The organism is Pandoraea commovens, from assembly GCF_902459615.1.
In the GTDB taxonomy this organism is placed as follows: Bacteria; Pseudomonadota; Gammaproteobacteria; order Burkholderiales; family Burkholderiaceae; genus Pandoraea; species Pandoraea commovens.
The window spans coordinates 204,447-217,758 of the sequence record NZ_CABPSA010000001.1 but is presented as its reverse complement, the minus strand read 5'-3'; the positions used below and the strand labels follow the sequence as shown (position 1 = coordinate 217,758).

At 62.2% G+C, this 13,312-nt stretch carries 14 protein-coding genes; 13 read left to right on the top strand and 1 reads right to left on the bottom strand.

All coding sequences use genetic code 11. The features are described 5' to 3' along the window. The first annotated feature begins 123 nt into the window (after positions 1-123). From PCO31010_RS00850 to PCO31010_RS00830, 5 genes are read left to right on the top strand one after another with little or no spacing between them, the layout of a single operon-like run. On the top strand, positions 124-987 hold the full coding sequence (locus tag PCO31010_RS00850) for a transporter substrate-binding domain-containing protein (RefSeq protein ID WP_150662569.1): 864 nt from the start codon (positions 124-126) through the stop codon (positions 985-987). A gap of 13 nt (positions 988-1,000) precedes the next feature. Continuing rightward, positions 1,001-1,666, top strand: a complete 666-nt coding sequence (locus tag PCO31010_RS00845; RefSeq protein ID WP_150662568.1) for an amino acid ABC transporter permease — start codon at positions 1,001-1,003, stop codon at positions 1,664-1,666. A 14-nt stretch (positions 1,667-1,680) separates the two neighbouring features. Beyond that, complete coding sequence (locus tag PCO31010_RS00840) at positions 1,681-2,367, top strand: amino acid ABC transporter permease (protein ID WP_150662567.1); 687 nt, start codon at positions 1,681-1,683, stop codon at positions 2,365-2,367. A gap of 2 nt (positions 2,368-2,369) precedes the next feature. Next, on the top strand, positions 2,370-3,875 hold the full coding sequence (gene argH / locus PCO31010_RS00835; protein ID WP_150662566.1) for an argininosuccinate lyase: 1,506 nt from the start codon (positions 2,370-2,372) through the stop codon (positions 3,873-3,875). Continuing rightward, positions 3,872-4,609: an amino acid ABC transporter ATP-binding protein gene (locus tag PCO31010_RS00830; RefSeq protein WP_150662565.1), complete on the top strand. Its 738-nt coding sequence runs from the start codon at positions 3,872-3,874 to the stop codon at positions 4,607-4,609. Before argH ends, PCO31010_RS00830 begins: the two co-directional genes overlap by 4 nt. A 69-nt stretch (positions 4,610-4,678) precedes the next feature. On the opposite strand, the gene PCO31010_RS00825 is transcribed toward PCO31010_RS00830, so the two are convergent. After that, on the bottom strand, positions 4,679-5,329 hold the full coding sequence (locus tag PCO31010_RS00825) for a carbonic anhydrase (protein ID WP_150662564.1): 651 nt from the start codon (positions 5,327-5,329) through the stop codon (positions 4,679-4,681). A gap of 349 nt (positions 5,330-5,678) precedes the next feature. Between PCO31010_RS00825 and PCO31010_RS00820 the strand changes: the two genes are divergently transcribed. The 8 genes from PCO31010_RS00820 (at position 5,679) to PCO31010_RS00785 (ending at position 13,294) form a co-directional block, all read left to right on the top strand. Beyond that, positions 5,679-6,647 carry a MerR family transcriptional regulator gene (locus PCO31010_RS00820; protein ID WP_246184374.1) on the top strand — a complete coding sequence of 323 codons (969 nt, stop codon included), beginning with the start codon at positions 5,679-5,681 and terminating at the stop codon, positions 6,645-6,647. A gap of 34 nt (positions 6,648-6,681) precedes the next feature. After that, positions 6,682-7,257, top strand: a complete 576-nt coding sequence (locus PCO31010_RS00815; RefSeq protein WP_150662563.1) for a lipocalin family protein — start codon at positions 6,682-6,684, stop codon at positions 7,255-7,257. A 190-nt stretch (positions 7,258-7,447) separates the two neighbouring features. Continuing rightward, entirely contained in the window at positions 7,448-8,239 is a 792-nt protein-coding gene (locus PCO31010_RS00810; protein WP_425494999.1) for a DUF1295 domain-containing protein, read from the top strand. Between the two features lie 39 nt (positions 8,240-8,278). Further along, on the top strand, positions 8,279-9,394 hold the full coding sequence (locus tag PCO31010_RS00805; RefSeq protein WP_150662562.1) for an SAM-dependent methyltransferase: 1,116 nt from the start codon (positions 8,279-8,281) through the stop codon (positions 9,392-9,394). After that, positions 9,391-9,984: a lipocalin family protein gene (locus PCO31010_RS00800; protein WP_150662561.1), complete on the top strand. Its 594-nt coding sequence runs from the start codon at positions 9,391-9,393 to the stop codon at positions 9,982-9,984. The genes PCO31010_RS00805 and PCO31010_RS00800 overlap by 4 nt, the downstream gene beginning before the upstream one ends. Before the next feature lie 15 nt (positions 9,985-9,999). Then, positions 10,000-11,301 (top strand): NAD(P)/FAD-dependent oxidoreductase, encoded by a 1,302-nt coding sequence (locus PCO31010_RS00795; protein WP_150662560.1) that lies wholly within the window; start codon positions 10,000-10,002, stop codon positions 11,299-11,301. Next, positions 11,298-12,086 (top strand): DUF1365 domain-containing protein, encoded by a 789-nt coding sequence (locus PCO31010_RS00790; RefSeq protein ID WP_150662559.1) that lies wholly within the window; start codon positions 11,298-11,300, stop codon positions 12,084-12,086. Before PCO31010_RS00795 ends, PCO31010_RS00790 begins: the two co-directional genes overlap by 4 nt. Next, the gene (locus PCO31010_RS00785; RefSeq protein WP_150662558.1) at positions 12,083-13,294 is read left to right on the top strand and encodes an SAM-dependent methyltransferase; all 1,212 of its coding nucleotides are present in this window, start codon (positions 12,083-12,085) and stop codon (positions 13,292-13,294) included. The genes PCO31010_RS00790 and PCO31010_RS00785 overlap by 4 nt, the downstream gene beginning before the upstream one ends. Positions 13,295-13,312 lie beyond the last annotated feature (18 nt).

The window sequence follows — 13,312 nt, the reverse complement described above, 5'->3', positions numbered from 1 at the left end:
GAATGCCTACATCCGACTACAGTCGTTCGTATCCCGTCTGCGCGGCGTGGGGCAACGTTCCCGACCTACCGATGCGCGGCCGCTCAGATGTTCCAACCGCCCTTTTCGCTTCAGGAGCCATCGATGTCACGCCTGCCACGCTTGTTCGTTACTTCCCTAGCGGCCGCTTCCGCCGTGCTCGCCCTGACGACCCTAACCATCCGTCAGGCCAGTGCCGCGCCGGGCGACCTGCCTCCGGTCCCGGCTGAAATCAAAGCGCAGAACCAATTGCGCGTCGGCGTGCGTTGCGATCAACCGCCTTATGGCTATCAGGACAGCAGCGGTGCATTCGCCGGTGTGGAAGTCGAAATGGGACGTCAGATCGCCGAATGGGCGCTCGGCGGCAAGGACAAAGCGGTCTTCACCTGCGTGACCGCAGAGAATCGCGTGCCACAACTCCTCGGACGCAAAGTCGATCTGTTGATCGCAACACTGGGCGTTTCGCCCGAGCGCGCCCGTGTGATCGACTTCACGCAGCCGTACCGCTGGGGCGCGAGCGACGTTGTGGTTCGTCGCGACAGCGGCATCAACTCCATCGCCGACCTCAAAGGAAAGACCCTCGTCGCGCTCAAAGGCTCGGTGCAGGCCAAGTGGTTCGAGGACCACATGCCCGAGGTGAAAATGCTGCGGCTGAATACCGCCGCCGACGCCATGCAAACCTTCCGTCAGGGGCGCGCGGATGCCTACACGCACGACGCCGCCACGCTCGTCGTCGCCGCCGCGCAGGATCCGCAGGCCAAGCTGCTGGGTCAGTACTTCCAGATTTCGGACGCCGCCATCGGCGTGCGCAAGAACGAGGCCGCCTGGCGCGACTACCTGTCGGCAACCATTGCCCGCATGCGCTATGAAGGCCGATTTGTGCAATGGGTCAAGCTCAATGTGCCGGAATCGATTCGTAGCTATTACCTGTCGGTGTTCCAGCAGGGACGTCCGAAGGAAACGCTGTAAGCGGGTGCCGATCATGGATTTCGACGTCGCCTACCTGCTTGCGCAATGGCCCGCGCTCTGGCGCGGAGCGCTGATGACGCTGGAAGTGTCGGTCATCGCCATTGTCTGCTCCGCGTTGATCGGCATCGCCGGTTGCGCCGTTCGCCTGTTTCGTGTGCCGGTGCTCTCGCAGATCGTCACCGGGTACGTGGAATTGATGCGCAACACACCGATTCTCGTGCAGTTGTTTTTCATCTTTTACGGACTCCCGGCGATCGGCCTCGGCCTGTCGCTGTTCACCTCCGGCGTGCTTTGCCTCTCCCTGTGGGCTGGCGCGTATCAGATCGAGAATCTGCGCGGTGGCATGGCCAGCGTTGGACGTCGCATGTACGAGTCGTGTCATGCCCTGTCGCTGCGTCCGTGGCACTACTTCACGCTCATCGCTTTGCCGATCGCCTTGCGTCATGCGCTGCCCGGCATGCTCAACACTGCGATCTCGCTGCTTAAGAACTCCTCGTACTTGCAAGCCATCGGGCTCATGGAACTGACGTTCGTCGCCGTGGACCGCATCGCGACAGACTTCCGTCCACTCGAGATGTTCGGCGCAATCCTCGTGCTGTACCTGTGCATGGTCGCCGCGCTTTCTCTGCTCGCGCACCGGCTCTCCGCCTGGATGCAACGACCGTTCCGCACTCATTGAGGCGCTTGCTCACCATGCACGTCATTCTCGAAAACTGGTTGCTCATCGCCAAAGGGCTGGGCATGACACTGGCCCTCGCCGGAACAGTCCTGCTGTGCACGACGGCGATCTCTCTGGTGCTAGGGGTGCTGGCCACCCTGCCCTCCCGCTGGCTCAAGGCGACGATTCACGGCTACGTCGAGCTGTTTCGCTCGATTCCGCTGATCGTCAATGTGTTTTGCGTCTTCTTCGTCGCACCGATGTTCGGTCTGGATCTCAGCCCTTTCGTTGCGGCCACAGTCGGGTTGTCGCTATGGGGCGGCGCCAACGGGACGGTCGTCGTCTCCGGCGGCATCCTGTCCGTTCCCCCGCATCAGTGGAAGAGCGCGGCTGCCCTCGGTCTGCGCCGCTGGCAGATCTACCGCTACGTGATCGGACCGCAATCGGTCGGCGCAATTCTGCCTGCCTATACAGGACTACTCACGCTACTGGTCCAGTCGACTTCGCTCGGCGCCCTGATCGGCGTAAGCGAGTTCCTCAAGATCAATCAGAACATCATCGAGCGCGTCACCGTCATGCAGGGCCGCAATCCGGCTTTCGAAGTCTACGGTTTCGTTCTCATCGTCTATTTCATCGTTTGCTCGGCACTGAGCGCGCTGTCCCGTTACCTCGAACGACGCCTGCAACGCGAGCCCGTTCGTTCCTTTCCCCAACAAGGCTGAACATGTCCACCTCCAAAGTCAGTCGCCGGCTCACCGAAGCCGCCGCGCCCGAAGTCAACGACATCATCTTCAAACCTCGCCTCGACGGCTTCGACGAAACCTTCGTCCCGCTCGGCGACATCAACAAGGCACATGTCGTGATGCTGGCCGAGCAAGGGCTGATTCGCCCCGAACATGCGTCGGCGCTTGCGCGCGGCATTCTCGCGATGGAGGACGCAGGCCCGGCCGCCGTACCGCTCGATCCCAGTCGGGAAGACAGCTATTTCAACTACGAAGCGCACCTGATGGACAACGTCGGTGCAGACGTCGGCGGGCGGATGCACACGGGGCGCAGCCGGAACGACATTCTTGCAACGCTCGACCGCCTGCGTGGACGCGCCGTGCTGCTCGACCTTGTCGACGCCCTGTTGCGCGTGCGCGAGACGGCATTGGTGCAAGCCGCCCACCACGCGGACATCGTCATGCCCGGCTACACGCATTTGCAACCGGCGCAACCGATCACCTACGGCTTCTATCTCGCAGGGGTCGCACAGGCGCTTGAGCGCGACACCCGTCGCCTCATGGATACGCTCACGAACATGAACGTCTCCCCGCTCGGCGCCGCAGCATTCGCTGGCACGCCATTCGCGATCGATCGTCAGCGCACCGCCGACTTGCTCGGCTTCGATACGTATGTGGACAATGCGCTCGATGCTGTAGGCTCGCGCGACTTCATTCTGGAGAGCATTGCCGACCTGAGCCTGCTCGCGGTGCTGTGGAGCCGCGTCGCGCAAGACTATTTCGTGTGGACCACGCACGAATTTGGGCTAATTGAATTCCCGGACAGTGTCGCCACGACGTCGAGCATCATGCCGCAGAAGAAGAATCCGGTCGTACTCGAATATCTGAAAGGACGCACCGGACAGATCGTCGCCGCGCTGATGGCCAGCGCGATGGCGATCAAGGGCACGAACTTTACCCACTCCGGCGATGCCAGTCGCGAAGGTACCCAAGGCTTCTGGGACACAGCGCGCGAGGCCATCCGGTGCCTGCAACTGCTCGAACTCGTGCTGCGCACGGCGCGACCGGTTGCCTCGCGTGCGGGCCGACTGGCCGCCGAAGACTTCTCGACGGCGACCGCCCTGGCCGACCATATGGTGCGCGAACACGACCTCTCGTTCCGGGCCGCGCATCATGTCGTCGGGTCGGTGGTGCGCAGTGCAATGGACCACGGCGTGCCGGCCGACAAGATCGATGTCGCCATGGTCGAAGCCGCTGCGCGCGAGCAGCTTGGCGCGCCGCTAGGCATCGACGCCGCCTCGGTGCGCGCCTGTCTGGACCCGGCGAGCAATGTCGCCGGGCGAGCGTCGGCGGGCAGCCCGAATCCGCAAACCCTGCGCGCGCACCTGGAGGACGCTCAGGTCAGGCTCGACGACGCCCGTATAACCCTCGTCGGCTGGCACACCCGTCTGGCGGATGCCCGGCAGGCACTGCAAAGCGCTACCCGCGCGCTGGCGGGACTGCAATGAACGCACTCCTCTCGATTCGCGGACTCCGTAAGCACTTCGGCCCGCATCAGGTGGTCAACGGCGTGGACCTCGACGTCTATCCGGGACAGGTTGTGGTCGTCATCGGACCGAGCGGATCGGGAAAATCGACGCTGATCCGCTGCCTGAACAGTCTCGAGACACCGACCGACGGCACGGTGACGCTCGGCGACGCCGCCACCAACGTGCGCGACCATCGGGCGATGGCCCGGCTGCGCGAGGATGTCGGCATGGTGTTTCAGGATTACACGCTGTTCCCGCATCTGACCATTTTGCGCAACATCACACTGGCACCGGTCAAGCTCGGACGAATGACGCAGGCCGACGCCGAGCAGACCGCGCATGCACTGCTGGCACGCGTCGGGCTGGGCCATAAGGCGAACGCGTACCCGGTGTCGCTCTCGGGTGGGCAGCAGCAGCGTGTCGCGATTGTGCGAGCGCTGGCGATGAAGCCGAAGCTCATGCTGTTCGATGAACCGACGTCCGCGCTGGATCCGGAAACCGTCGGCGAAGTGCTCGGCGTGATGCGCGATCTCGCGCGTGATGGCATGACGATGATCGTCGTCACGCATGAGATGGCCTTTGCCCGGGAGGTCGCCGATCGGGTCATCTTCTTCGACCACGGGCGAATCGTCGAGAGTGGCTCTCCCGCCGAGATTTTCGGTGCGCCGAAAGAAGCGCGAACGCAGCAGTTTCTTAGCAGCGTGCTGCGCTGAACGGCATCGCGCCGATTCGTACCGACTAGGGGTTGCGCAGCGTCGCGCAACGCTGCGCAACCCCTCTCGTTATCGACTGCGAGAGGCGACGGCCACCGTGTTCGGCGAGTCGGCCAGCGGGACGAACTTGCGGGTCTCACCGTCAAGCGCGTCGATGCCGCCGGTTTCGATGTCGTACACCCATCCATGCAGGTTCATACGACCCTGCTCAAGTGCCAGGGCGACCGACGGATGCGTGCGAATGTTCGCCAACTGCGCAATCACATTCTCCCTGACCAGCCCGTCGAGCTTCGCACCAGGTGTGTCATACGAATGCGCTGCGTTGATGGCCTTCGCGGCGTCGGCGTGACGTAGCCAGTTGGCCACCGCAGGCATGTGGTCGAGGCAGGTGCAGCGTGAAATCGCGCCCATCGCACCGCAGTCCGAGTGACCGCAGATCACGATGTCCTGTACCCCCAGTACCGAAACCGCGTACTCGACCGTAGCGGAAACGCCACCCGGCTCCGGTCCGTATGACGGAACGATGTTTCCCGCATTGCGAATGACGAACAGCTCGCCGGGCTCGCGCTGCGTGAGCAGCTCCGGAACGACACGGCTATCCGAACAGGTAACAAAGAGGGCTTTGGGGTTCTGACTCGTGGCGAGCCGCTTGAAAAGCTCGACGCGCTGAGGAAAGGCCTCCCGCTGGAAACGCAGAAAACCGTCAATGATGTCACGCATAGCAAATCTCTGAGTTAAGACGTCGGTGCGAGGGCGATCGTTCTGCACAGCAATGATCCGCCATCGACCGGCGCTCATTATCCCCTATCCGCCTCCACAAGCCCAATGACCTGTCGGGCGAATTCGGCGTTGGTGCAGGCTGAGCGTCGCATCGATGCGAGGCAAATTACAGACCGTCCGGGGTGGCGCCCCTAAGACTCCAATGAGTTATGAGCGAATCATAATGCAAACTCACAATCTTCGATAAGTACAATTTTGAGTCCGATTATTGACTCAATTGAATTCATAGACTACGGTTTGAGTCAGAGATTTGATTCGAATCACAACATCATTTGGAGCGAACGCCCCCGTGAGTTCAGCGAGACGTTATCGAAGCGGCGAGGCCGCAAAACTCGTCAACATGCCAGCGGCGACGTTGCGAATATGGGAGCAGAGGTATGGCGTGATCTCCCCGCCTACCAGCGCCTCCGGACAGCGTCTTTATTCAGACGAGGATGTGAGTCGGCTCAGAGCGATCAAATCGCTGGTCGACAGCGGGCGCCCCATCGGGGTTATCGCGCGCCTGGACAACGCGCAACTGATGAGACTGGCGAGTGGCGCCGGCAGCGCTTCGGTCCCCGATGACACGCACGGCGCAAAGCTGTTCGTCGTCGGCTTCGGGGACGGCATCAAGCCCGACTTGCCCGCAGGCGTCATCCACGAGTCATTCGATAGCGTCGAAGATATTCCGCAGCTCGCCGACAGGGCCGGTGCCGCGAGCGGGCTGGCCGTACGGGTCGAGGCGCTGCGTGAAGACACGGTACTTTCCATCGTCTCTGCGGCGCAGCGAGCCCACTGCGAGCGTGTACTCGTTGTCTATGCATTCGGCACGCGTCAGGCCGTCGAACTGGCTCGGCTTGCGCGAGTACGACTGGCGCGCACGTCCGATGCCCTGATCCACACACACGCGTTGTTTTCCGATTTTGTGCAGTCATCGGCACATGAGGATGACGCAACGTCGGCGCACCACCAGCTTTGGTCGCGGGCGCCACGCCGGTTTGATGAAGAGACATTGAGCCAATTGGCGCGTCAGTCGTCGATCATCGCCTGTGAATGCCCCAAGCATCTCGTTGAACTGGTGCTGCAACTCGCCGCCTTTGAGCGTTATAGCGACGAATGCTTGTCCCGATCCCCGGCCGACGCCCTGCTTCATCGACAACTGGGCGATGCCGCCAACCAGGCGGTCGCATTGTTTGAAGACGCATTGGCTGCGGTCGTCGAGCATGAGGGCTGGTCGCTTCCATTGTCCGCGCCTGTCCCACGGCCCGACGACCGCTGACCCTCCGTCCCCCATCACGCTGCATAGGTCAACCATGAGAAACCTCGCTGGCACTAGACCATCACTGCGCATACCACTGCTGGGATTACTTTCGTTCGCGCTGATATTGCTTTCCGCCTGCGCCAGCACGAAGCCCCCACCGGGCGTGGTTCCCGTATCGCCATTCGATATCGGTCGCTATGAGGGGCGTTGGTATGAACTCGCACGTCTGGACCACTCATTCGAACGAGGCATGACCGACGTATCAGCAACGTACACGCCAGCACAAGACGGCAGCGTCAAAGTACAGAACCGCGGATTCGACCCAGTGAGCGGTCGGTGGAAGGAGGCCATCGGCAAAGCGCGCTTCACCGGGGCGCCGACAATCGCGTCACTGAAAGTTTCGTTCTTCGGGCCCTTTTACGGTGGCTACCATGTAGCGGCGCTGGATCCCGACTATCGATGGGCGTTGGTGCTCGGACCCGATACCGGGTATTGCTGGATTCTGGCTCGGGAGAAGCATATTGATGACGCCCAGATGAAGCAGATCGTGGCTCGCGCAAAGACGCTCGGCGTCGATACTGAGTCGCTGATCTGGGTGAGTCACAGTCGGGTGGACCCAACCCAATGACATGCATAGCAAGCCCGTCCTCCGCAGCAAGGTATGCCAGAAGGACGGTCGACCGGTCGTCTGCCGATCGTCACAGGAATCCCGCCTCCCGCAAATACATCACCGGCCGCATTTAAAAAAAATCTCGTCAGGAGTGCATCCGGCGACGCCCCATCTTCGTATACATCGCAACGACACTCACATGCCGGATATGTCACCGATGCTAACGACTGCTGTGATGACCCTGTGCGGACTGATCATCGCCTTCGCTTTGGCCTGGGTATTGCAGAAACGGACGAAAAACGCTGGCCTGGTCGATCCCATATGGGCTGCCGCACTGGCCGCAGTGGCCATTCTCGTGGCATTACAGGGCACCGGGGATGCCCTCACCCGGATTTTTGTCGGAGTGGCCGGTGGCGTCTGGGGCGCGCGCCTTGCTATGCATCTGTGGCGTCGAAATTGGGGCAATCCGGAAGATGCGCGCTACCGGGCCTTCCGCGAGCGATGGGCGGCGGCGGCCGACCGCAACATGTTCTGGTTCTTCCAATTTCAGGGCGTGATAGCAATGTTGCTCGCGGTCGCGTTCTTTGTGCCTGCCTTCAGCACACAGGCCGCCTCGCCGGTGAGTGTGGGCGTCGCGGCGCTAGTCTGGGCAAGTGCGATCGCAGGAGAGACGGCTGCTGATCACCAGTTGCGCAACTTCGTATCCGATCCCGCACATAGGGGACAGGTCTGTCGCGCGGGCTGGTGGCGGTACTCGCGTCACCCCAATTATTTCTTCGAATGCCTGCACTGGTTCAGCTACGCCGCACTCTCCATCTCGATGCCGTGGGGCTGGACGACGCTTCTCCCCCCGCTGCTCATGGCATGGCTGCTGCTCAAGGTGTCGGGCATTCCGCTGCTGGAAGCACACCTGATGACGACCCGCCCGGCCTACCGGGAATACATGAAGACCACCAGTTCGCTGTTCCCCTGGCCGCCGAAACCCTCTCGCGAGACGTGATCGGCTTGACCAACATCCGCATGCCCGGAGTACGACACTATGACTGTCTCTCTTACGCGGCCACCTTCGGTCAGCGCTGGCGCTACCGAAGCATCGGGATTGATCCGGCTTTGTGAGCAGGGTGTGGTGCCCGACGCGCTGTTGCGCGCCGGTATGCGCCGGTTGATACGCCAACGACTCAGGCAGGAGCACGCCGACCATGTCGAACACGGCGTGTCGGCGCTGGCGGCGCTCGTGAAAGAACTGCGCGCGAGTCCCATTGCCGTTGCGTCTCAGGAAGCCAATGCACAGCACTACGAGGTGCCGAGCGAGTTTTTCCAGGCGCACCTTGGTCCGGCGATGAAGTACTCCTGCTGCTATTACGAGCGCGAGGAGACAACACTTGAGCAGGCCGAACAGGCAATGTTGACGCGTTATGCCGAGCGCGCACAGCTCGCCGACGGACAGCGCATCCTCGATCTCGGCTGCGGATGGGGATCGCTCGCGCTGTGGCTGGCCGAGCGGTACCCCGGCGCCCAGATCGTCGGGCTTTCCAATTCCCATGGTCAACGACGGTTCATCGAAGCGACGGCCGAAAAACGAGGGTTGCGCAACCTTCGGATCGTGACGGGCAACGTCGCGGACTTCGATTTTTCCGACGACGTCCCTGCGCGATTCGACCGCGTCCTCTCCATCGAGATGTTCGAGCACATGAAGAATTACGGTGCGCTGATGCAGAAAATCGCGCACTGGCTCGACGAGCGCGGAATGTTGTTCGTGCACATTTTCGCGCATCGCTATCTGGCGTATCACTTCCAGGATCGGGACGGCTCCGACTGGATGTCGCGACATTTCTTTACTGGCGGCACCATGCCGAGCGCCGATCTGCTGCTTCACTTCCAGGACGACCTGCGTCTGACCGACCGGTGGTGGGTCGACGGGCGGCACTACGCACGCACGGCCAACGACTGGGGCAACGCGCTCGACGCCTCCAGAGCGAACACACTCCCGCTGCTGGAGGCGGCCTACGGAGCGCAGGCGCGTCTGCAATTTCAGCGCTGGCGCATGTTCTACATGGCCGTGGCGGAGCTTTTCGGCTACGCCCAGGGCCAACAGTGGGGTGTAGGCCATTACCTGTTCGAAAAACGCGGAACCACGGTCGGAGGCACGCCGTGATTCGATATTCGGCCGCATGCGCGGCACTCGTGTTCGCGACGCTTGCCGGTTGCTCCGGCTCGCAGCCCAACCCGAACCCGCTCGCGGACGTGCCGCTCAAGGTCGCACCGGTCGATTTGCCACGCTATATGGGCCGTTGGTATGTGATTGCCAATATTCCTTATTTCGCCGAGCGCGATTTCGTCGCAAGCCGGGCTGAATGGGCGCTACGCGAAGACGGACGCATCGACGATCACTTCTACGGTCGCAAAGGCGGGTTCGACCAACCCGAGCGCCACTACCAATTTGTCGACAGCGTTGTACCCGGCAGCGGCGGCGGCCATTGGCGGGTGCGGCTCTTCTGGCCGATCTACGTTTCGCAACTCACTTTGTATGTGGACCCGGAATACCGCTACACGCTACTCGGCTATCCGGACAAATCGCTGGGCTGGATATTTTCGCGTACCCCAACGATGGACGACGCGACGTATCGCTCGCTACTAACGCGCTTATCGGCCATGGGTTACGACACCTCGCGCTTTCGGCGCGTGCCGCAATTTCCTGAGCAACTCGGGAAGCCCGGCTTCTCCCCATCGGAAGGATCTGACTGACGGAGAGATCGTGCAATGAGTCCAACGACGGTTCTGCCTCCTGGGCAACGAATTGCGGTGATCGGCGCAGGGATCTCCGGGCTGGCGAGCGCCTATCTGCTTGCACGCAAGCATCGGGTGACGGTATTCGAGGCGGGCGACTATGCGGGCGGACACACCAACACCGTCGATGTGGAGCTCGACGGCATGCGGGCGCCCGTCGATACGGGCTTTCTCGTGTTCAACGAGCGCACCTATCCGAACCTGATCGCGCTCTTAGACGAGCTTGGCGTGCGGTCCATCGCCAGCGACATGTCGTTCTCCGTCTCCATCGGCAGCGGCGCACTTGAGTGGGCGGGGACCAATTTGAATACCGTCTTCGCGCAACGCAGGAATCTCTGTTCACCGAGTTTTCTCGGCATGCTGCGTGACATCGTGCGATTCAATGCGGCGGCACAACAGCATCTCGAAAGCGCGTCGCGCGATCGGCAGTCCGTCGGCGAGCTGCTGCTCGCGCATGGTTATGGCCAGCCGTTTCAGCAGCACTACCTGCTGCCCATGGCGGCGGCTATCTGGTCAAGCCGTGCGACCGATATTCTGCGGTTTCCAGCGGTCACGTTCCTGCGGTTCTGTCTGAATCACGCCCTGCTGCAAATCCGGGATCGACCACAGTGGCGCACGGTCGCCGGTGGTGGCCGCGAGTACGTCAGGCGGATTGCCGTCACGCTGGAGGACGTTCGACTCCGAGCGCCAGTGAAGCAAGTCACGCGCGACAGCAATGGCGTGACGATCTGCTTTGGCGACGCACAGACCGAACGCTTCGACGCCGTGGTGATGGCCAGCCATACGCCGACGAGTCTTCATTTGCTTGCAGACGCCGACCCCACGGAACGCCGCGTGCTCAGCGGCGTGCGCTATCAGCCCAACATCGCCGTGCTCCATACCGACCCGACGCTGCTTCCCCGGCGTCGACGCGTATGGTCGGCATGGAATTACGTGAGCCATGCGAGCCGCACGACCGCTGACGAAGCCCCGGTTTGCGTGAGCTACCTGATCAACCAGCTTCAGGCCCTGCCATTCCGCACGCCGGTCATCGTGACGCTCAACCCGGTACGTGAGCCCGCACCGTCTACGGTGCTCGGTCGTTATGCCTACGAGCATCCGCTACTCGATCTCGCCGCAGTGGACGCACAGTCGCACCTTCCGGGGTTGCAGGGCCGTCGGCGAACCTGGTTCGCCGGGGCTTGGACCGGCTACGGGTTTCACGAGGACGGCCTCAAATCCGCGCTGCGTGTCGCCCGGGATTTCGACGTTCTGCCGTCATGGGCCTCCCTATGAACCCGACCAGCCCAACCGATCCGACGGATGCCCCGGCCGCCTGGCTGCTCAAAGGGCAAGTCGTGCACCAACGTTTCTACCCCGTCTCTCACCGGTTCACGTACCCCTTGTTTCAGATCGCTTGCGACGTTGCGCAGATGCACACGCTGGTGCGTTGGTGGTTCGCCGTGGACCGACGTCGCCCTCTCAGCCTGAAGTCGACCGACTACGGGCCGCGAGACGGCCGTTCGCTGGACGTCTGGATGCGTGAACGACTCGCCGAAGCCGCGATTCCAGCCGACGGTGTCATCTGGCTGCAAACCATTCCACGCATCGCCGGTTACGCGTTCAACCCCGTGAGCTTCTGGTATTGCCATGATCGCGCGGGGGACCTGCGCGCGATCTACGCGGACGTGAACAATACGTTCGGCCAGCATCATGGCTATTTGCTGTGCGCACCGGATGCAGGACCCATTCGCGGCGATGTCGCGCTCCAGTGCCGCAAGGAATTTCACGTCTCCCCGTTCTGCAGGGTCGAAGGGCGGTATGCGTTTCGCGTCAACCGACACGGGCGGGTGTGGTCGGTCGGTATCGATTACTACGTGGACGACAAGCACCTTCTGCACACCGCCATCGGCATGCAAGCCGAGCCGCTCACCGACGTGGCAGTGCTGAGGGCCGTGCTCGGCGCGCCGCTCAATGCCCTGAGCGTCGTTTTTCGAATTCATTGGCAGGCACTGCGGCTATGGCGCAAAGGGGTGCCGTTCCACGGAAAGTCGCCATCCGATCAGGAGATCAGATCATGACCCTGCTTCGCCTTCTTTCCCCTCAGGCGTCAGCCCCACTGGGCGCCCGCATATTCTGTGCCCTATTGCAGCGGCTTCGCATCGGCCATCTGACGCTCGTGACACCCGACGGCTCGATACAGGTTTTCGGCAAATCCAGCGACTCGCCCGGCGCAACGCTTCAGATCCACGACTGGCGAGCCTGTCGTCAGATCTTGCGCGCAGGCGATATCGGCTTTGCCGAAGCCTATATTGCGGGGTGGGTCGATACGCCGGACATCGCCGCACTGCTGCGCCTGGCGCTACGCAACCAGTCATCGATTGCGAGACCGATCGTCGGGTCGCGTTTGAGCCGGATCTGGTTTCATCTGCGGCACGCGATGCGCCGCAATTCACGGGCGGGCAGCCGACGCAACGTCCATGCACATTACGATCTGGGCAACCGGTTCTACGGCCTGTGGCTGGACCCGACGTGGACCTATTCGAGTGCGCTGTTCGAGGGCGACGCACAACGCTCGCTGTCCGACGCGCAGTGTGCCAAGTACCAACGCATTATCGACACGCTCGGATTGCGTCCTGGCGATGAGGTGTTGGAGATCGGGTGCGGATGGGGCGGATTTGCTCTGCACGCAGCGCGGCAAGGCATTTCGGTCCAGGGCATCACGCTGTCGCAGGAGCAACTGGCGCTCGCACGTCGCCGGATCGCCGACGCCGGTCTGGCGCACGCGGCAACTGTCTCGCTCACAGACTACCGCGACGTTCGGGGACAGTTCGATGCCGTGGTGTCCATCGAAATGTTCGAGGCGGTCGGACAGGCCTACTGGGCGCCGTTCTTCACCTTACTGGCGCAGCGCCTTCGCCCAGGCGGCCGCGCACTGATCCAGACCATCACGATTGCGGACGAGGCGTTCGACGCCTATCGCGACTCCAGCGATTTCATTCGGGAGTTCATTTTCCCAGGCGGTATGTTGCCGAGTGTGCCGCGCTTCGTCGCCGCTGCGCGAAGCGGCGGCTTGCATGCCCGCGAGACGCTGACGTTTGGCCCGGACTATGCTCGCACGCTGAGTCTCTGGCACGCGGCGTTTTCCTCACGCATCGACGACGTCCGCGCGCAGGGATTCGACGAATCGTTCATCCGCACGTGGCGCCTGTATCTGAAATATTGCGAAGCGGCGTTCGATGAACGGCGTATCGACGTGAATCACTTTCTGCTCACGCGCGACGACTGACTCGGTCACATCGGGAGC

Bases quoted from the DNA above. Each gene is read 5' to 3' on its own strand.
- argH (WP_150662566.1), top strand. From the start codon at position 2,370: ATGTCCACCTCCAAAGTCAGTCGCCGGCTCACCGAAGCCGCCGCGCCC.
- PCO31010_RS00850 (WP_150662569.1), top strand. From the start codon at position 124: ATGTCACGCCTGCCACGCTTGTTCGTTACTTCCCTAGCGGCCGCTTCC.
- PCO31010_RS00795 (WP_150662560.1), top strand. From the start codon at position 10,000: ATGAGTCCAACGACGGTTCTGCCTCCTGGGCAACGAATTGCGGTGATC.
- PCO31010_RS00805 (WP_150662562.1), top strand. From the start codon at position 8,279: ATGACTGTCTCTCTTACGCGGCCACCTTCGGTCAGCGCTGGCGCTACC.
- PCO31010_RS00785 (WP_150662558.1), top strand. From the start codon at position 12,083: ATGACCCTGCTTCGCCTTCTTTCCCCTCAGGCGTCAGCCCCACTGGGC.
- PCO31010_RS00845 (WP_150662568.1), top strand. From the start codon at position 1,001: ATGGATTTCGACGTCGCCTACCTGCTTGCGCAATGGCCCGCGCTCTGG.
- PCO31010_RS00825 (WP_150662564.1), bottom strand. From the start codon at position 5,329: ATGCGTGACATCATTGACGGTTTTCTGCGTTTCCAGCGGGAGGCCTTT.
- PCO31010_RS00830 (WP_150662565.1), top strand. From the start codon at position 3,872: ATGAACGCACTCCTCTCGATTCGCGGACTCCGTAAGCACTTCGGCCCG.
- PCO31010_RS00810 (WP_425494999.1), top strand. From the start codon at position 7,448: ATGTCACCGATGCTAACGACTGCTGTGATGACCCTGTGCGGACTGATC.
- PCO31010_RS00840 (WP_150662567.1), top strand. From the start codon at position 1,681: ATGCACGTCATTCTCGAAAACTGGTTGCTCATCGCCAAAGGGCTGGGC.
- PCO31010_RS00790 (WP_150662559.1), top strand. From the start codon at position 11,298: ATGAACCCGACCAGCCCAACCGATCCGACGGATGCCCCGGCCGCCTGG.
- PCO31010_RS00815 (WP_150662563.1), top strand. From the start codon at position 6,682: ATGAGAAACCTCGCTGGCACTAGACCATCACTGCGCATACCACTGCTG.